At 73.4% G+C, this 18,334-nt stretch carries 18 protein-coding genes; 9 read left to right on the top strand and 9 right to left on the bottom strand.

The window, feature by feature from the left end:
* Nucleotides 1-921, bottom strand: a complete 921-nt coding sequence (locus FHX32_RS06765; RefSeq protein WP_167179924.1) for a proline dehydrogenase family protein — start codon at nucleotides 919-921, stop codon at nucleotides 1-3.
* A gap of 143 nt (nucleotides 922-1,064) precedes the next feature.
* Here FHX32_RS06765 and FHX32_RS06770 point away from each other — a divergent pair, with 143 nt between their 5' ends.
* Genes FHX32_RS06770 through FHX32_RS06780 form a run of 3 tightly spaced genes read left to right on the top strand, consistent with a single transcriptional unit; the run spans nucleotide 1,065 to nucleotide 3,106 of the window.
* On the top strand, nucleotides 1,065-1,334 hold the full coding sequence (locus tag FHX32_RS06770; RefSeq protein ID WP_486480943.1) for a hypothetical protein: 270 nt from the start codon (nucleotides 1,065-1,067) through the stop codon (nucleotides 1,332-1,334).
* A 1-nt stretch (nucleotide 1,335) separates the two neighbouring features.
* Complete coding sequence (locus tag FHX32_RS06775; RefSeq protein ID WP_167179925.1) at nucleotides 1,336-2,502, top strand: glutathionylspermidine synthase family protein; 1,167 nt, start codon at nucleotides 1,336-1,338, stop codon at nucleotides 2,500-2,502.
* A 19-nt stretch (nucleotides 2,503-2,521) separates the two neighbouring features.
* Entirely contained in the window at nucleotides 2,522-3,106 is a 585-nt protein-coding gene (locus tag FHX32_RS06780) for a CGNR zinc finger domain-containing protein (protein WP_109900003.1), read from the top strand.
* Between the two features lie 25 nt (nucleotides 3,107-3,131).
* On the opposite strand, the gene FHX32_RS06785 is transcribed toward FHX32_RS06780, so the two are convergent.
* The gene (locus tag FHX32_RS06785) at nucleotides 3,132-3,938 is read right to left on the bottom strand and encodes a sugar phosphate isomerase/epimerase family protein (protein WP_167179926.1); all 807 of its coding nucleotides are present in this window, start codon (nucleotides 3,936-3,938) and stop codon (nucleotides 3,132-3,134) included.
* Between the two features lie 75 nt (nucleotides 3,939-4,013).
* Nucleotides 4,014-4,958 carry a Ppx/GppA phosphatase family protein gene (locus FHX32_RS06790; RefSeq protein WP_167179927.1) on the bottom strand — a complete coding sequence of 315 codons (945 nt, stop codon included), beginning with the start codon at nucleotides 4,956-4,958 and terminating at the stop codon, nucleotides 4,014-4,016.
* Between the two features lie 74 nt (nucleotides 4,959-5,032).
* On the opposite strand from FHX32_RS06790, the gene FHX32_RS06795 reads away from it, so the two are divergent.
* Nucleotides 5,033-5,842, top strand: coding sequence for a DUF3109 family protein (locus FHX32_RS06795; protein WP_167179928.1), 810 nt, complete (start codon nucleotides 5,033-5,035; stop codon nucleotides 5,840-5,842).
* A gap of 96 nt (nucleotides 5,843-5,938) precedes the next feature.
* Here the strand turns inward: FHX32_RS06795 and FHX32_RS06800 are convergent, their stop codons facing one another.
* Nucleotides 5,939-6,622: a response regulator transcription factor gene (locus FHX32_RS06800; protein ID WP_167179929.1), complete on the bottom strand. Its 684-nt coding sequence runs from the start codon at nucleotides 6,620-6,622 to the stop codon at nucleotides 5,939-5,941.
* Between the two features lie 23 nt (nucleotides 6,623-6,645).
* Nucleotides 6,646-7,932 carry an ATP-binding protein gene (locus FHX32_RS06805; RefSeq protein ID WP_167179930.1) on the bottom strand — a complete coding sequence of 429 codons (1,287 nt, stop codon included), beginning with the start codon at nucleotides 7,930-7,932 and terminating at the stop codon, nucleotides 6,646-6,648.
* Between the two features lie 197 nt (nucleotides 7,933-8,129).
* Here FHX32_RS06805 and phoU point away from each other — a divergent pair, with 197 nt between their 5' ends.
* Nucleotides 8,130-8,783 (top strand): phosphate signaling complex protein PhoU, encoded by a 654-nt coding sequence (gene phoU / locus FHX32_RS06810; protein ID WP_167179931.1) that lies wholly within the window; start codon nucleotides 8,130-8,132, stop codon nucleotides 8,781-8,783.
* Between the two features lie 45 nt (nucleotides 8,784-8,828).
* Here the strand turns inward: phoU and FHX32_RS06815 are convergent, their stop codons facing one another.
* Nucleotides 8,829-9,596 (bottom strand): phosphoglyceromutase, encoded by a 768-nt coding sequence (locus FHX32_RS06815; RefSeq protein ID WP_167179932.1) that lies wholly within the window; start codon nucleotides 9,594-9,596, stop codon nucleotides 8,829-8,831.
* Between the two features lie 150 nt (nucleotides 9,597-9,746).
* On the opposite strand from FHX32_RS06815, the gene FHX32_RS06820 reads away from it, so the two are divergent.
* Nucleotides 9,747-11,180 (top strand): MDR family MFS transporter, encoded by a 1,434-nt coding sequence (locus tag FHX32_RS06820; protein ID WP_167179933.1) that lies wholly within the window; start codon nucleotides 9,747-9,749, stop codon nucleotides 11,178-11,180.
* An 81-nt stretch (nucleotides 11,181-11,261) separates the two neighbouring features.
* Nucleotides 11,262-12,644, top strand: a complete 1,383-nt coding sequence (locus FHX32_RS06825; RefSeq protein WP_167179934.1) for an MFS transporter — start codon at nucleotides 11,262-11,264, stop codon at nucleotides 12,642-12,644.
* 437 nt (nucleotides 12,645-13,081) lie between these two features.
* Here the strand turns inward: FHX32_RS06825 and FHX32_RS34915 are convergent, their stop codons facing one another.
* The 3 genes from FHX32_RS34915 to mshA form a co-directional block, all read right to left on the bottom strand.
* On the bottom strand, nucleotides 13,082-13,642 hold the full coding sequence (locus FHX32_RS34915; protein WP_486481083.1) for a hypothetical protein: 561 nt from the start codon (nucleotides 13,640-13,642) through the stop codon (nucleotides 13,082-13,084).
* Nucleotides 13,643-14,382: 740 nt separating this feature from the next.
* Complete coding sequence (locus FHX32_RS06835; protein WP_167179936.1) at nucleotides 14,383-14,988, bottom strand: type III secretion system chaperone family protein; 606 nt, start codon at nucleotides 14,986-14,988, stop codon at nucleotides 14,383-14,385.
* 125 nt (nucleotides 14,989-15,113) lie between these two features.
* Nucleotides 15,114-16,478, bottom strand: coding sequence for a D-inositol-3-phosphate glycosyltransferase (gene mshA / locus FHX32_RS06840; protein ID WP_167179937.1), 1,365 nt, complete (start codon nucleotides 16,476-16,478; stop codon nucleotides 15,114-15,116).
* 189 nt (nucleotides 16,479-16,667) lie between these two features.
* Here mshA and FHX32_RS06845 point away from each other — a divergent pair, with 189 nt between their 5' ends.
* Entirely contained in the window at nucleotides 16,668-17,435 is a 768-nt protein-coding gene (locus FHX32_RS06845) for an SDR family NAD(P)-dependent oxidoreductase (RefSeq protein ID WP_167179938.1), read from the top strand.
* A 14-nt stretch (nucleotides 17,436-17,449) separates the two neighbouring features.
* Entirely contained in the window at nucleotides 17,450-18,247 is a 798-nt protein-coding gene (locus tag FHX32_RS06850; protein WP_167179939.1) for a class I SAM-dependent methyltransferase, read from the top strand.
* The last annotated feature ends 87 nt before the right edge of the window (nucleotides 18,248-18,334 follow it).

Below are 18,334 nucleotides of genomic sequence, written 5' to 3' on the forward strand. Positions count from 1 at the left end.
TCACTTCTTCGAGATCAGGGCCCGGCCGAAGAACATCAGGTTGGCCGGGCGCTCGGCGAGCCGGCGCATCAGGTAGCCGTACCAGTCCTCGCCGTAGGGCAGGTACGTCCGCACCGTGTAGCCCTCGCCGACCAGCCGGGCCTGCTCCTCCGGCCGGATGCCGTACAGCATCTGGAACTCGAACCGCTCCGGCCCGCGGTCGAACCAGCGGGCCCGGTCCTCGCCGATCGCGATCAGCCGGGGGTCGTGGGTGGCCAGCATCGGGTAGCCCTCGCCGGACATCAGGATGTTCAGGCACCGGACGTAGGACTTGTCCACCTCGCGGGCGGACTGGTAGGCCACCGACTCCGGCTCCTTGTACGCGCCCTTGCACAGCCGCACCCGGGAACCGGCCGTGGCCAGCTCGCGGCAGTCCGACTCGGTCCGCCGCAGGTAGGCCTGCAGCACCGCGCCGGTCGACGGGAAGTCCTTGCGCAGCTTGGCCAGGATGTCCAGGGTCGAGTCGGTGGTGGTGTGGTCCTCCATGTCCAGGGTGACCGTGGTGCCCACCTCGTCGGCCGCCAGGCAGATCGCCCGCGCGTTGTCGTACGCCAACTGCTCGTCGAACGCCTGCCCGAGCGCGGAGAGCTTGACGCTCACCTCGGCGGCCGGGGTGAGCCCCGCCTCGGCGAGCATCCGCAGCAGCCGCAGGTACTCGTCCCGGGTGGCGTTGGCCTGCTCGGGGGTGACGGTGTCCTCGCCGAGGTTGTCGAGGGTGACCGCGAGACCGTTGTCGACGAGCCCGCGGGTCGCGCGCAACGCGTCGTCGGTCTTGGCGCCGGCGACGAACCGGCGGACGACGTCCCGGGTGAAAGGGGCCGTCGCGACGAGCCGCTCGACCTGGGATGACCGGGAGGCGGCGAGGATGACGGAACGGAGCATGCGCTGAGCGTAACGCCCCTGTGCGGCCGTGCGCCGGGCGGCGGCGGGGTGCGCTACCCGACGGCCGGCCGCCCCGCCCCGGGCCGCCCGGACCGGCCCACCCGGGGGCGGCGCGACTGGCGGAGATCGGCTACAACGATGCCGTGGAACAACGCCCCCGCCGCCGGCTCCGGTCGGCCTCCGTGCAGCTCGGCGCGCTGACCGCGCTGGCCCTCGCCCTCTCCGGCTGCAACCTGACCTCCGACGACGATGACGACGACTGCGCCCTCGGGCCGGTCGGTGGTGGCGACACCGTCGCGCTGGCGCTGCGGGCGCCGGCGGCCACCGCCGGCCGCGGCGCTCCGGAGCCGGTCGCCGCGGCCGTGCCGGAACGCGGCGGGTTCGGCACCCACCTCGCCGCCTGCGGCGGCTGAGGTGCGCCGCGAGTCGGTCATCCCACGGCCCGGCTGGGACGCCACCATCCGGGAGCAGGGGCTGGTGTACGTCGACACCGAACTGCCCGACGGCGGGGTGATGTCGTACTGGGACGAGACCGCGGCGTACGCCTTCGAGCTCGACGAGGTGCTCCGGCTGGAGGAGGCGACCGAGGAGCTGCACCGGATGTCGGTGGCCGCCGCCGAGCACGTGGTCGCCCGGCAGCGGTACGCCGAGTACGGGATCCCGGCCTGGGCGGCCGAGGCGGTGGCCCGGTCGCTGCGGGAGCGGCCGCCGACCCTCTACGGGCGCTTCGACCTCTGGTACGACGGCAGCTCGCCGCCGAAGCTGCTGGAGTACAACGCGGACACGCCCACCGCGCTGGTCGAGGCGGCGATCATCCAGTGGTACTGGCTGGAGCACACCCGGCCCGAGCTGGACCAGTGGAACAGCCTGCACGAGCAACGGGTTGGCGCCTGGGCCAAGATCGGTGCCGGCCTGCACGACCGGCGGGTGCACGTGGTCTGGTCGAACGAGGAGGAGTCCGGCGAGGACCACATGACCGCTGGCTACCTGGCCGAGACCGCCCGCCAGGCCGGGCTGGACGTCGAGCTGCTGCCGATCCAGCAGATCGGCTGGGACGGCCGGCGCTTCGTCGACGCCGCCGACCGGCCGGTCACCACCTGCTTCAAGCTCTACCCGTGGGAGTGGATGCTGGCCGAGCCGTACGGGCCGCTCGCGCTCGATCCGGGCACCCCGACCACCTGGATCGAGCCGGCCTGGAAGCTGCTGCTGTCGAACAAGGCGCTGCTGGCCGCGCTCTGGGAGCTCTATCCGGGGCACGAGCTGCTGCTGCCGGCGTATCTCGACGGGCCGCGCGGGATGTCCGAGTACGTGGCCAAGCCGTTGCTCGGCCGGGAGGGCGGCTCGGTGCGGATCGTCACCGCCGGCACCGAGTTCACCAATCCCGGGATCTACGGCGACGAGGGCTGGTGCTATCAGGAGTTCCGGGCGCTGCCCGAGTTCGCCGGCAACCGGATGGTGCTGGGCAGCTGGATCGTCGACGGTGAGTCGGCCGGGGTCGGGGTCCGGGAGAGCGTGAGCCTGATCACCGACGGTTACGCCCGGTTCCTGCCGCACTACATCGACGCACCGCGTGGCGGGTGAGTCGTCTACCGTTGGGGGCGTGAACTTCGACGCGTACGCCCGGACCGGCGTTGACCTCGTCAACGCCCGCCTGGACGACCTCGACAACCTGCGGGCCCTCTTCCCCGACGACAACGCGTGGATGCGCGACGAGGTGGCGGAGCGGGACCTGGCGATCTTCCGGCGGGCGCAGAAGCGGCTGCGCGACGTCTTCGAGTACGGCACCTCCGGGCGGGACGCCGAGGCGGTGGCCGAGCTCAACTCGCTGCTGGAGGCGTTCCCGGTGCAACCGCGCATCTCGGGGCACGACTCCAGCGACTGGCACATGCACGTGACCAGCCGCGGCTCCTCGGTGAGCGCCGAATACCTCGCCGGCGCGGTGTGGGGGCTGTCGGTCTGGCTCTGCGAGTACGGCAGCGCCCGGTTCGGCGTCTGCGCGGACGAGCGCTGCGGCAACGTCTACCTGGACACCTCGTCCAACTGCTGCCGGCGATTCTGCTCGGAGCGCTGCGCCACCCGCTCGCACGTCGCCGCGCACCGCGCCCGCAAGCGCGCGGCGGTCGGCGAGCAGGCGACGGTGGCCGCCCAGCCGGCCCCGGCCGAGTCGCTGACCCCGGTCAGCTGAGCCCGCCCCGTCCGGCGGGCGCCGGTCAGGCGTCCACCGGGGACGGGGTGCTCAGGTGCTCGCGGGCGAACTCCAGCGCGGCGCGCAGGTCCGCTTCGCGCACCGCGCGACTCTTCGCGCCCCGGGTGGTGACCTCCACCGCGACCGAGCCGGTGAAACCCCGCCCGGCCAGCGAGGAGAGTAGCTCCGCGCAGGGCTGGGTGCCGCGCCCCGGCACCAGGTGCTCGTCGCGTCCCTCGCCGGTGCCGTCGCCGAGGTGCACGTGGACCAGGCCGGCGCCCATCCGGTCGGCCATCGCCATGGCGTCGGTGTGCGAGGCGGCGCAGTGCGACAGGTCGAGCGTGTAGGAGGGGTAGCCGGTGGCGGTCGGGTCCCAGCCCGGGACGTACGGCACGAACTGCCGGCCGGCCATCCGGACCGGAAACATGTTCTCCACCGGGAACCGCAGGTCTGGGTACTCCTGGCCGATCTTGTCGAGCCCGTCGGCGAAGTTGCGGGCGTAGTCCCGCTGCCAGGTGAAGGGCGGGTGGACCACCACCGTCGGCGCCCCGAGCGTCGCGGCCAGCTCGGCGGAGCGGCGCAGCCGCTCCCACGGGTCGGGGCTCCACACCCGTTGGGTGACCAGCAGGCAGGGTGCGTGCACGGAGAGCACCGGCACGCCGTAGTGCTCGGAGAGGCCGCGCAGGGCGCCGGCGTCCTGGCTGACGGCGTCGGTCCAGACCATCACCTCGAGGCCGTCGTAGCCCAGCGCCGCGGCCAGCTGGAACGCCGCTGCGGTCCGCTCAGGGAAGACCGAGGAACTGGACAGGAGCACCGGGACTGGGGAAGTCACACCTGTCAGAGTAGCCCGCTCAGGTGACGGCATCGTGACGAGCAGCCGCAAACCGGTGCCAACCGTGCGGGTGGATCACACCGGATCGAGCTGGTCCAGGCGGCGTAGGATCACGCCCTCGCGCAGCGCCCAGGGGCAGATGTCCAGCGCGTCCACGTCCAGCCGGCGCATCGCCGCCTCGGCGACCACCGCGCCGGCCAGCAGCTGGTGGGCGCGGCCGGCGCTGACCCCGTCCAGTTCGGCCAGCTGCGCCGGCGGGATGTGCCGGATGAAGCCGAGCACCTGCCGCAGCCCGGCCCGGGTCAGTCGGCGGCGGGCCCAGAGCCCGGCGCCGGACGGGGCCGCGCCGGCCAGCCGGGCCAGGGTGCGGAACGTCTTCGAGGTGGCCACCGGCCGCTCCCAGCCCACCTCGGTCATCCGCTTCACCACCGGGTCGAGCAGCCTGTCGACGTACGCCCGCAGCTCGTCCACCCGCTCGGCCGACGGCGGGGCGGCACCGTCCGGGGTGGTACCGAGCCGGTCGCGGGTCAGTCGGCCCGCGCCGAGCGGCAGCGACTCCGCGACGTCCGGCTCCTCGTCGATGCCGGCGGCGAGCTCCAGCGAGCCGCCGCCGATGTCCAGCACCAGCAGCCGGCCGGCCGACCAGCCGAACCAGCGCCGGACCGCGAGGAAAGTCAGTCGGGCCTCGTCCGCACCGGAGAGCACCGCCAGGCGTACGCCCGTCTCGTCGTGGACCCGGGCCAGTACCTCGGGCGCGTTGGTGGCGTCCCGGACGGCGGAGGTGGCGAACGCGAGCAGGTCGTCGGTCGCCAGCCCGGCGGCCGCCGCCCTGGCCATGCTGACCGCCTTGACCAGGCCGTCCGCGCCGGCCTCGGTGAGCGCGCCGTCCGGGCCGATCTGCTCGGCGAGGCGCAGCACCACCTTCTCCGAGTGCGCCGGCCACGGGTGCGCCCCGTGGTGGGCGTCGACCACCAGCAGGTGCACCGTGTTGGAGCCGACGTCGAGGACACCCAGTCGCATGCTGTCGACCCTAGGGCCAACTCGTTTGCGCGGCTCGGCGGCCCGCGGGCGGCACCGCGCGTACGCTGGGCCGGGTGACAGGGCAGATCGAACTTCGCGTGCTGGTGGACGACCCGGCCGACCCGCGCAGTCGCGAGGTGCCGCTGGACTTCCCCCGGGAGTGGGTCGAGTTCGCCGACCCGGCCGACGAACAGCACCTGATCCGGGCCGACCTCACCTGGCTGCTCTCCCGCTGGACGTGCGTCTTCGGCCGGGGCTGCCACGGGATCATCGCCGGCCGCTCCGCCGAGGGCTGCTGCTCGCACGGCGCGTTCTTCACCGACTCCGACGACGAGAAGCGGGTCCGCTCCGCGGTCAAGCGGCTCACCCCGGAGACCTGGCAGCACTTCCGGCGCGGCTTCAAGCAGTGGACCGAGGAGGACACGGTCGACGGCAAGAACCCGGCCCGGCGGACCGCCACCCAGGACGCGGACGGCCCCTGCGTCTTCCTGAACGACGCCGACTTCCCGGCCGGGGGCGGCTGCGCGCTGCACGCCCAGGCGCTGCGTGACGGGGTGCACCCGCTGGAGTACAAGCCGGACGTCTGCTGGCAGCTGCCGATCCGCCGGGACCAGGACTGGGTCAAGCGGCCGGACAACACCAAGGTGCTGGTCTCCACGCTGTCGGAGTTCGACCGGCGCGGCTGGGGCTCCGGCGGGCACGACCTGGACTGGTGGTGCACCTCGTCGACCGACGCGCACGTCGGCGCCGAGCCGATGTACATCTCCTACGGCCCGGAGCTGACCGCGCTGATCGGCGCCCCCGCGTACGCCAAGCTGGCCGAACTCTGCGGCGCCCGGTCCCGCCAGGGCATGGTCGCCCCGCACCCCGCCGACCCCACCTGAGCCAACCGCGGTGATCTTGTTCGGACCCGAGAGGGATCCTGGTGCCGGACAGCCCCTCCGTGGGCGGTTCCGTACCAGGACCTCGCGGGGGCGGGATCAGGGCTCGAACTTGTAGCCGAGGCCCCGGACGGTGACGATGAAGCGCGGCGCGGACGGCTCCGGCTCGATCTTCGAACGCAGCCGCTTGACGTGCACGTCCAGCGTCTTGGTGTCGCCGACGTAGTCGGCGCCCCAGACCCGGTCGATGAGCTGCCCCCGGGTGAGCACCCGGCCGGCGTTGCGCAGCAGCAGCTCGAGCAGCTCGAACTCCTTCAGCGGCAGCTGCACCGGTGCGCCGTCGACGGTCACCACGTGCCGCTCGATGTCCATCCGGACCGGGCCCGCGGCCAGCGTCGGGACGCCCGACTCGGTCACCTCGGCGCTCTGCCGGCGCAGCACCGCCCGGATCCGGGCGACCAGCTCGCGCGGCGAGTACGGCTTGGTCACGTAGTCGTCGGCGCCGATCTCCAGACCGACCACCTTGTCGATCTCGCTGTCCCGCGCGGTGACCATGATGATCGGCACGTGCGAGCGCTGCCGCAGCTGCCGGCACACCTCGGTGCCCGACATCTCGGGCAGCATCAGGTCGAGCAGCACGATGTCGGCGCCGGTCCGGTCGAACTCGGTGAGGGCGGTCGGGCCCGTCGCGGCGACGGAGACCTCGAAACCCTCCTTACGGAGCATGTACGACAGGGCGTCGGAGAACGACTCCTCGTCCTCGACCACCAGAACGCGGCTCAACGGGCTCTTCCTTTCCATTGCTGTCAGACCTGCCGGAGCTCGGCCGGACCGGCCTCGATCCCAGCGGATGGCAGTGTCGCCAGGAGGTCGTCCGGGGGACGGGCGGGCAGCCGCAGGGTGAACGTCGATCCACCACCAAGAGTGCTCGCCACCTCGACCCGTCCGCCATGGTTGCTCGCGATGTGTTTGACGATGGCCAGCCCGAGGCCGGTGCCGCCGGTGTCCCGGGAGCGCGCCTGGTCGGCCCGGTAGAACCGCTCGAAGATCCGGTCGACGTCGGTCGGGGCGATGCCGATGCCCTGGTCGGTGACGGCGATCTCGACGTGCTCGTCGTCGGCCCGGGTGGCGATTCGCACCGTGGTGTCCTCGCCCGAGTAGTTGATGGCGTTCTCCACCAGGTTGGACACGGCGGTGGCGAGCTGGGTGTCGCTGCCGTACACGGTCAGGCCGCGCTCGCCGGCGACCTCCACCTCGATCCGCCGGGCGGCGGCGCTGGTGCGGGTGCGGTCGACCACCTCGGCGACCACCCAGTCCACCGCGACCGGCTCCGGCGGCGGCTGCGGCTCGGCGCCCTGCAACCGGGTCAGCTCCAGCAGTTCCTGCACCAGCCGGCCGAGCCGGGTCGACTCGTGCTGGATCCGCTCGGCGAAGCGCCGGGCGGCGACCAGGTCCTCGGACAGGTCCGGCGCCTCCGCGCCGGCCGGCTCGGTGGCGTCCAGCAACGCCTCGGCCAGCAGTTGCAGGGCGCCGATCGGCGTCTTCAGCTCGTGGCTGACGTTCGCCACGAAGTCCCGCCGCACCCGGGCCAGCCGGTGCGACTCGGTCACGTCCACCGCCTCCACGGCGACGTGCCCGCCGCCGATCGCCATCGCCCGCAGGTGCACCCCGAGCGGGTTCTCCCCGGCGGAGTCGCGGCCACGCGGCAGGTCCAGCTCGATCTCGCGCCGCACGCCGGTGCGGCGCACCTGGCCGGCGAGCGTACGGATCAGCGGGTGGGCGGCGACCGAACCGGGCGTCGCGCCGGTGCGGAGCAGCCCCATCGCCCGGGCGGCCGGGTTGACCCGGACGGGCTGGTCGTCCGCGTCCAGCACCACCACGCCGGCGCGGAGCGAGTCGATCGTCCGGCGGCCGAGCCCCGCCTGCTGGTCGTCGGGTATCGCGAGCCTCCCCATGCCGAGACGGCGGCCGGACCGGCCCGCCGCCGAGGTGACCCGGGCGCGTACCGCCGGGACCATCACGACCAGCAGCAACCCGGTGGCCAGCCCGGCCACCAGGCCCACGACCACACCGACGGTCACCGCCCACTCCACCCGGCGATCGTAGGGTCATTGTTAACCTGGGCATCGCCCATAACAGGACGAACCACCTTCACGTCCGGGAAAGTTCACCCCCGCGTCCGGCGTCGTTCACCCGGGTTCATCTGCGGTCCGCCCGTGCGGCCTAGCGTGGGCGGCGCACCTGCCCACCCGCGCCGGCCCGACCGGCCCACCGATTCCAGGACGTGAGAATGCGCGACGAGTTCCGGGCTGACCTGCAGATCGTCAGCCAGCTGCTGGTGGACATGGCGGAGGGGATCCGGGCCGCGATGCGGCAGGCCACCCGCGCCCTGCTCACCGCGGACCGCCGGGCCGCGGAGACGGTGATCGAGCGGGACACCGAGATCGACGACCTCTACCGGCACGTCGAGGAGCGGGTCTGCGACCTGCTCGCCCGGCAGGCACCGGTCGCCTCCGACCTGCGCGCCATGATCACGGCGCTGCACGTCGCGGCCGACCTGGAGCGGATGGGCGATCTGGCCGACCACGTGGCGAAGACCGCGCTGCGGCGGCACCCGTCGCCGGCCGTGCCGGCCGAGCTGCGGCCGATCTTCACCGACATGGCCGCGATCGCCGACCGGATGGCCGAGAAGATCGCGTCGGTGCTGGCCAAGCCTGACGTGGCGGTGGCCGCCGAGCTGGACCGCGTCGACGACGCCATGGACGACCTGCACCGCAGCCTGTTCGCGGTGCTGCTGGGCGAGGACTGGCCGTACGGGGTGGAGACCGCTATCGACGCCACCCTGCTCGGCCGCTTCTACGAGCGGTTCGCCGACCACGCGGTGAACACCGCCGAGCACGTGATCTACCTGATCACCGGGGAGACCGCGCCCTCGGCCAGCTGAGCCGCCGCTCGGGGCCCCGGCCGACCGGCCGGGGCCCCGACGCGTTCAACGGCCCTGGTTCGCCACCGCGGCGGCGGCCTCCTTGGCGGCCGCCGGGTCGAGGTAGGTGCCGCCCAGGGTGTGCGGGCGCAGGTGCGCGTCGAGGTCGTAGCGCAGCGGGATGCCGGTCGGGATGTTCAGCTTGGCGATCGCCTCGTCGGAGATCTGGTCCAGGTGCTTGACCAGCGCCCGCAGCGAGTTGCCGTGCGCGGCCACCAGCACCGTACGGCCGGCCAGGATGTCCGGCACGATCGAGTCGTACCAGTAGGGCAGCATCCGCTCGACGACGTCCTTCAGGCACTCGGTACGCGGCATCAGCTCGCTCGGCAGCAGCGCGTACCGCGGGTCGCCGACCTGGGACCACTCGTCGCCGTCCGCGATCGGCGGCGGCGGGGTGTCGTACGAGCGGCGCCAGAGCATGAACTGCTCCTCGCCGTACTCGTCCAGCGTCTGCTTCTTGTTCTTGCCCTGCAGCGCGCCGTAGTGGCGCTCGTTGAGCCGCCAGGACCGGCGGACCGCGATCCAGTGCCGGTCCGCGGCGTTCAGCGCCAGCTCGGCGGTACGGATCGCGCGGCGCAGCACGCTGGTGTGCACCACGTCCGGCAGCAGGTCGTGCTCGCGCAGCAGCTCGCCGCCGCGGCGCGCCTCGTCCTCGCCCTTCTCGGTGAGGTCGACGTCGACCCAGCCGGTGAAGAGGTTCTTGGCGTTCCAGTCGCTCTCGCCGTGCCGCAGCAGGACCAGCGTCCCGACGGTGGGCCCCTCGCTCGCAGTCATGCGGATCATCCTGCCGTACCCGGCGGTCGGACACGCGGCGAGCGGTCGTGACGACCACCACGTGGAAAAGCCGATGACCGGCAAACCGGCCCGGCACTAGGTTGTAAGGCGCTTGTGATTGATCGGTCATTACCGAGGCGGGGGCGGCAGATGCGGACGGTACGGGGCTGGTTCAGGGACACGGCGGGCGGACTGCCGGCGCGGTTCTGGTACCTCTGGACCGGCACCCTGATCAACCGGCTCGGCTCGTTCGTGCTGGTGTTCCTGGCCATCTATCTCACCCAGGAGCGCGGCTTCTCCGCCTCGCAGGCCGGCCTGGTGATCGGGCTCTGGGGCGTCGGCGGCGCGGTCGGCACCACGGTCGGCGGCACGCTGACCGATCGCTGGGGTCGCCGACCCACCCTGTTCACCGCGCACCTGGGCGCGGCCATCATGATGCTCACCCTGGGCCTCGCCCGGGACCTGTGGGCGGTGGCGCTCGGCGCGCTGCTGCTCGGCATGTTCGCCGAGGCGGCCCGGCCGGCGTTCGGCGCGATGATGATCGACGTGGTGCCGGCCAAGGACCGGCTGCGGGCCTTCTCGCTGAACTACTGGGCGATCAACCTCGGCTTCGCCTGCGCGGCGGTGCTCGCCGGTCTGGCCGCCCAGGCCGACTACCTGCTGCTCTTCGTGGTCGACGCGGTCACCATGCTGGTCACTGCGCTGATCATCTTCATCAAGGTCGGCGAGACCCGGACCGCGGTCACCGTGGCGCCGGGACAGGCCAAGGGCAAGCCGCCGGCCGGGGCGCTGCGCACCATCCTGACCGACCGGGTCTTCCTGGGCTTCGTGGCGTTGAACCTGCTCTCCGCGCTGGTCTTCCTCCAGCACATCTCGATGCTGCCGATCGCGATGGGCGACTCGGGCCTGACCCCCGCCACCTACGGCTCGGTGATCGCGCTCAACGGCGTGCTGATCGTGGTGGGACAACTCTTCGTACCCCGGCTGATCCGGGGCCGGAGCCGGTCGCACGTGCTCGCCCTGGCCTCGGTGGTGATGGGCGTCGGGTTCGGGCTGACCGCGCTCGCCGACGCCGCCTGGTTCTACGGCATCACCGTGCTGATCTGGACGCTCGGCGAGATGCTCAACTCGCCGTCCAACGCCACCCTCATCGCCGAACTCTCCCCCGCCGACCTGCGTGGCCGCTACCAGGGCGTCTTCTCGCTCTCCTGGCAGGTGGCCGGCGCCGTGGCCCCGATCCTCGGCGGCCTGGTCCGGGAGCAGGCCGGCAACGGCGCGCTCTGGCTCGGCTGCGCGGCGATCGGCGCCGTGACGGCGGTCGCCCACCTGGTCTCCGGGCCGGCCCGGGAGCGGCGCGCGGCCGCGCTGCGGGCGGCGGCCGAGCAGGTCGTGCCGGTCACCGCCACCCGGACGCCGGCGCCCGAGGCGGCCGAGGCGGCGGCCACCGCCCCCGCCCTGCCGGTCCGGCCGGGTGCCGCGGATGCCGCACCGTCGGCCGCCGCTACCGACGGGGCCGGGGTGAACGGTTCGGCGGACGGCGGCCCGGGCCGGGCCCGGTCGACCGAGTCCGCCGGGGCCCGGTGACCAGCGACACGTGGCGCCCGACGACCGGGCTCCCTACGGTCTGGACGGAACTGTTAGTTAACTGAACTGTTCGGAGGACGCGTGCGGTCCCTGCGGCGCTGGCTGGACGACACCGTCGGCGGTCTGCCCGCCACCTTCTGGTACCTCTGGGCCGGGCTGCTGATCAACCGGGCCGGCGCGTTCGCGATGCTCTTCCTGTCGCTCTACCTGACCTCGGCGCGCGGCGCGAGCGAGGCGGTGGCCGGCACGGTGGTCGGGGCGTACGGGGCCGGCGGGGCGGCCGGGGTGCTGCTCGGTGGGGTGCTCGCCGACCGGTGGGGCCGCCGGTCCACGCTGCTCGCGGCGCACCTGGTCACCGCCGCCCTGATGGTCGCGCTGGCGTTCAGCCGGCACCTGGTGGTGATCGCGGTGCTCGCCGCGCTGGTCGGCGTCGTCCACTCGATGCCCAGCCCGGCGTTCGTCGCGGCGATCGTCGACGTGGTGCCCGAGCAGCGCCGCTCGCGCGCCTTCAACCTCCAGTTCTGGGCGTTCAACCTGGGCATGGCGGTGGCCTCGCTGCTGGCCGGCGTGCTCGCCGAGGCGAGCTTCGTCGCGCTGTTCCTGGTCGACGCGGCGGCCACCCTGCTGGCCGCGGTGGTGATCGCCTGGAAGGTGCCGGAGACCCGCCCGGGCCCCGCCCGTAGCGCCCGCCGCGCTCCGATCCTGGATCGTTTCCGTTCGTCCGGCCCGGAAACTGTCCAGGATCCGGGCTACCGAGCTGCGGCGACGGCGGCCGACCGAAGCCGGGTCGGCCCGGACGGCAGGCCGGTGGGGCCGGGCGGAAGGTCCCGTCGGCCCGGGCTGCACACCGCGTTGACCGACCGGATCTTCGTGGTCTTCGTGGGCCTGACCTTCGTGCTGGCCGTACTGACCCTGCAGACCTCGACCATCATGCCGCTGGCCATGCGGTCGGACGGACTCGGCCCGTCCGCGTACGGAGCGGTGGTGGCGCTCGGCGGGGTGCTGATCGTGCTCGGCCAACTCTTCGTGCCCCGGTTGATCGAGCGGCACCGCAAGGACCATGTGCTGGCCGTCTCCACCGGGTTGCTCGCGCTCGGCTTCGGCGTCCTCGCGTTCGCCGACGACCTGCCGGTCTACCTGGGTGCCGCGGTGGTCTGGACGGTCGGCTCGATGCTCGCCGCGCCGCCGAACGCGCAGATCAACGCCGACCTCGCCCCGCCCGAGCTGCGGGCCCGCTACCAGTCGGTCTTCTACCTGGCCTTCCCGGCCGCGTCGTTCGTGGCGCCCACCCTCGGCGGGGTGAGCCTGCAGTACCTCGGCGAGCGGCACTGGTTGATCGTCGGCGGGTTGGGACTGCTCGCCGCCGCCGGGCACCTCTGGGCCGGTCCGCCACGGGAGCGGCGGGTGGCCGCGCTGCGCCGGGCCGCCGCCGAGCGCCCCGAACCGGCGCTCACCGGCCGTTGACCGGCGGACAGCCGACCCGTCCGAAACGCAAAGCGCCCGCCACGACCCAGTCGTGACGGGCACTCGCACCGTATGACCGGCGGCGGCGGGCGGCACTCACCCCCGTAAGCGTCGCCCGCTCGCGCCGCCGGTCCAAACGAGTGGACACCGTCCCCCAACGATGTTGCTCCACTCGTCCCCTGCGCCTCGCTCGGTGCACGGATCTGATCGATCCGCCGCTCCCCCGAACGTTTCCAAGCGTGGCGCGGTGCAATAAAGTTAGTTCGCCCGGTTTACGGATTCAACCCGCTCCGGCTGTCTCGCCGGTCACACAGATCCCGTGGACCGTTTCACCGGGCCTCGTCTGTGGCCAACAGCGCATACCCGCCGGCAATTCCCACAAACACCCCGGGCCCCGGAAACCCGACCGTCGTGCCGGGCACCGGGCAACCCGTTCCTCACGCGTCCTCCCGGTCCGGGGACTCGGTCCGGAAGAAGTTGCTCTGCCGGCCGTCGCGCAGTTGCTCCTGGTAGATCAGGTTCAGCTTGCGCAGGTCGAAGGTGTGGAACCACTCGTCCCAGGTGATCTCGCGGATCCGGCTGCTCTCCCGGTAGCCCGGGATGTTGAACGTCAGCACGCCGGCCCGGCCCTCCCGCTCGGTGCCGGTGATGGTGGCCGGCTTCGCGCCCCGTTCCCGGGCCCAGCGCTGGATCACCTCGTGGTTGCTGGTCACCAGGCTCCGCCCCGGGCGCTCCGGCTGATCGGCGAGGGACGAGATCACCTGCGACGAGGTGGCCGAGCGGGAACTGCTCCGCCCGGTACGGACCCCGCCACCCGCGGTCGGCGCCGGCATCTGCTTCGCCGCCGCCGTGGTCTTCCCGGCCGCCGGCGCCTTCTTCGCGGCCGTGGTGATCCGCCGCGCCGCCGTGGTCTTCTTCGCCGCCGTGGTCTTCTTCGCCGCGGGCGCCTTCTTCGCGGGCGCCTTCTTGGCCGCCGCCGTCGTCCGCCGCGCCGCCATGGTCTTCTTCGCGGCCGGCGCCTTCTTGGCCGGCGCCTTCTTCGCCGCCGCCGTCGTCCGCCGCGCCGCCGTGGTCTTCTTCGCCGCCGTGGTCTTCTTCGCGGCCGGTGCCTTCTTCGCGGGCGCCTTCTTCGCGGGCGCCTTCTTCGCCGGTGCCGTGGTCCGCCGCGCGGTCGCGGTCTTCTTCGCGGCGGTCGCGCCAACCGTCTTCTTCGCCGGCGCCTTCTTCGCGGCAGTCTTCTTCGCGGCGGTCTTCTTCGCGGCGGTCTTCTTCAGCGCGGCCTTCTTCGCCGGGGCGGTCTTGTTCGCCGGGGCGGCCTTGGCGCGGGCCGGTGCCGCCTTGCCGGCCGCCTTCTTCGTGGCCGCCGCGCGGCCCGCCGCCGCCCGGGTGCCCGTGGCACGGCCCGCCGGCCCGGTGCTCCGCCGTCCCGCTCCACCGGCCGCCCGCAGCGTCCGGACCAGCGTCTTCACCAGTTCCGGCTTACGCAGCGCGGATATTCCGGAGACCCCGTGCCGGCGCAGCTGGCCGCGGAGGTCGTCGACCCGCATCCGGGAGATCTCCGACTCGGAGATCCCCGGGGTGTTCGGGGTCCGGTTGCCCGCCTGCCGTTTCGTCCTGGTCGCAGTCCCGCCGCGACCTGAGCTGTTCCGCTGAGCCATGGGACGCTCACGCTCCTCGACAGTCCGTCTTCGGCACGCGGCGGGTCCCAACTGCCGCACCGCGCGGTGCGGCATACCCGTCAGGACGGGTCCGAACCTCCGGCGGTCACATTGGTGCGCCCGGCACCGGAATCGGCGTTCCCGGAGCCGCCCGTCCCCCCGGCGGCGGACCCGTCACCCGCGGCACCTCCGCCGGACGGTTCGAAGAGGTGCGCGAACGCCGCCAGGTTCGCGGTGGATTCGCCGCGCTTGACCCGCCACTCCCACTCCCGGCGGATCGAGCTGCCGAAGCCGATCTCCAACATCGTGTCGAAGGACTCGTCGGCGTACGTCAGCACCGCGCCGAGCAGCCGGTCGAGCTCGTCCGCGTCGACGCCCGCCGGATTGACCCGACCGGTCAGGTAGACGTCCCCCACCGCGTCGATGGAGAAGGACACCCCGTACATCCGGGCGTTGCGCTGCAACAGCCAGGCCCACAGCTCCTCGCGGCGCTCGTCCGGCTGGCGCATCACGAACGCCTCGATCCGCAGCGCGTGCTCGCCGATGATCAGGTTGCAGATGGTCTTGAGCTTGTGGGTGCCGGGCAGGATGACCGCGTACGACCCCGGGCCGGTGGACTCCCAGGCCAGCTCCCGCTCGTCGCAGACGGACTCGATCAGCGCTTCAAGATCGCTCTTCCCGCTCACCGGACCCACTCTACGGCCGCCCCGGCCGGCTCACCCGACGGCCGAGCCACCGGGCCCGCGACGGGCCGCCCGCCGCCCGCGACCGCGACCGAGGCACGGACGCGACGCGCGGCCAGGGCGTGGGGTCACCAGGAACAGGAGAGGGCTGGATCGCCGGCCAGTTCGGCGGCGAGCCGGGCGCGGTGCGCGGAGATCGCCTCGCCGTAGACGTCGAGCAGCCCGGCGACCGTACGGTCCCAGGAGAAGTGGCGCGCGTGCCGCTCGGCGTTGCGGGACAGCTCCTCCCGGCGCCGCCGGTCCGGCAGCAGGCGGCCGAGCGAGGCCGCCCAGTCGGCCGGGTCGTGGCCGTCGACCAGTTCCCCGCTGACCTGGTCCCGCACCGCGGTCACCAGGCCGCCGACGGCGGCCGCCAGCACCGGCGTACCGCAGGCCTGCGCCTCCAGGGCGACCAGGCCGAAGGACTCGTTGTACGACGGCACCGCGACCAGGTCCGCGGCCCGGTACAGAGCGGGCAGGTCGTCCCCGGTCTGCGGGGGCAGGAAACGCACCCGGTCGGCGATGCCGAGCGAGCCGGCCAGCTCGATCAACGCGGTCGGCCGGTCGAGGCCGCTGCCGCTCGGGCCGCCACAGACCACCACGGTCAGCTCGGCGGCCAGCTCCGGATCGCACTCGCGCAGCGCGGCGGCCGCCCGGACCAGCACGTCGGGCGCCTTCAGCGGTTGGATGCGGCCGACGAACGCCACCACGTACCCGGTGGTGGGCAGCCCGAGCCGGCGGCGAGCCGCGACCCGGGCCGCGTGCCGGTCACCCCGGGCCGGCCGGAACCGGGCCAGGTCGACGCCGGGTTCGACCACCGCGACCCGGGCCGGTTCGGCGTCGTACCGGCCGATCAGGTCCCGGGCCTCGACCCCGGTGTTGGCGATCAGCCGGTCGGCCTCGGCGACCACCTGTTCCTCGCCGATCACCCGGGCCTTCGGCTCGGGCCGGTCACCGGTCGCCAGCTGGGCGTTCTTGACCTTCGCCAGGGTGTGCGCGGTGTGCACCAGCGGCACCCCCCACCGTTCCTTGGCGAGCCAGCCGACCTGGCCGGAGAGCCAGTAGTGGGAGTGGATGAGCTCGTACCAGCCCGGCGGGCGGGCCGCCTCGGCCCGGAGCACCCCGGTGCTGAAGGCACACAGCTGGCCGGGCAGTTCCTCCTTGGTGAGCCCTTCGAGCGGGCCGGAGATGACGTGCCGGACGTGCACCCCGGGTGCCATCTCGACGACCGGGGGCAGGTCTCCGGAGGTGGCCCGGGTGAAGATGTCCACCTCGACGTTCGCCTCGGCCAACCGCCGCGCCACCTCGAGGATGTAGACGTTCATCCCGCCGGCGTCGCCGGTGCCCGGCTGGTGCAGGGGTGAGGTGTGCACCGAGAGGGTCGCGATCCGCCGGGGCCGCGGCCACGGCCGGGCACCTCGCTGCCGACCGACGCCGGTGTGCAATTCCGCCACGTCCGCTCCCTCTGCCACGGTTGATGCCGTCCCGCACGCCCGGCGCTTTTCGGACAACGTCCTCGCCGGATGTCATCTTCCCCATCGGGCATCGGTAATGCTCCGGGAGGCGGCCGGGCGTGACGGACCTCATCGCGGCACCGCCCGCCCGGCGCGAGCCGGCGCACCGGCCGGGGTGACAATGGCCGGATGAGCAGCCCAGTCGCCATCGTCACCGGAGCGTCCAGCGGGATCGGCGCGGCCACCGCCCGCCGGCTCGCCGCCGAGGGTTTCCACGTGCTCGCCGCCGCCCGCCGTACCGACCGGCTGGCCGGCCTGGTCGACGAGATCACCGCGGCCGGCGGCACCGCCGCCGCGGTGACCTGCGACGTCACCTCCGACGAGTCGGTCGCCGGGCTCGCCGAGGCGGCGGCCGCGGCACCCGGGCCGGTCACCCTGCTGGTGAACAACGCCGGCGGGGCGCGCGGGCTGGACCCGGTGGAGTCCGGCTCGGTCGCCGACTGGCAGTGGATGTACGACACGAACGTCCTCGGCACGCTGCGGGTCACCCAGGCGCTGCTGCCGGCGCTGGAGTCCTCCGGAGCCGGCACCATCGTGATCGTCTCGTCCACCGCCGGATTGGTCGTGTACGAGGGCGGGGGCGGCTACACCGCCGCCAAGCACGCGCAGACCGCGGTCGCCGGCACGCTGCGGCTGGAACTCTGCGGCCGGCCGGTCCGGGTGATCGAGATCGACCCCGGGATGGTGAAGACCGACGAGTTCGGGCTGGTCCGGTTCGACGGCGACGCCGACAAGGCCGCCGCGGTCTACGCCGGGGTGGCCGAGCCGCTGGTCGCCGACGACGTCGCCGACTGCATCGCCTGGTGCGCCACCCGTCCGCACCACGTCAACGTGGACCGGCTGGTCGTCCGCCCGCTGGCGCAGGCCGCCCAGCACAAGGTGCACCGGGTCGGCTGAGGCGGGGCCCGGGCGTGGCGGGGACGGCGCGGCGCCGGCCGCTCGGCGTGGTGACCCGGGGGACCACCAACCCCAACCGGTTACGCCGGGTGGACAACTGGATCGTCGCGACCTGCGGGGACCGGTTGCGCGCGGCGGCCGACCCGCTGGTGGTCGACCTCGGCTACGGGGCGACCCCGGTGACCGCGGTGGAACTGCGCGCCCGGCTGGCCGCCGCGGTCCGCGCCGACGTGCGGGTGGTCGGGCTGGAGATCGATCCGGTACGCGTGACCGCCGCCGAGCCGGCCGCCGACCCGCCGTGGCTCACCTTCGCCCGGGGCGGCTTCGAACTGGCCGGGCTGCGGCCCGCCCTGGTCCGGGCGTTCAACGTGCTGCGCCAGTACGACGAGAGCGAGGTCGCCGGCGCCTGGCGGACGATGACCGGCGGGCTCGCCCCCGGCGGGCTGCTGGTCGAGGGGACCTGCGACGAGCTGGGCCGGCTCGGCGGCTGGGTGCTGCTCGACGCCGACGGGCCGCACACGCTGACCCTGGCCGCGAAGCTCGGCACCCTGGGCAGCCCGGCCGACCTGGCCGAGCGGCTGCCCAAGGCGCTGATCCACCGCAACGTGCCGGGCGAGCCGGTGCACGAGTTCCTCCGCGCGCTCGACGACGCCTGGCACGCCGCCGCCGGCTACGTCCCGTTCGGCCCCCGGCAACGCTGGCTGCGCGCCGTCGAGTCGGTCAAGTCCGCCGGCTGGCCGATCCTCGACCGCCCCCGCCGCTGGCGCCTGGGCGAACTCACCCTCCCCTGGCCCACCATCGCCCCCACCTGACCCCCATCCTCCACCCCGACGATCTTGCACTTTCGGCCCTCGAATCGCACCCGTTCGCCGGTTATGCCCGGCCCACAACTGCAAGAT

The sequence above is a fragment of the Micromonospora sp. CNZ280 genome (genome assembly GCF_011759515.1).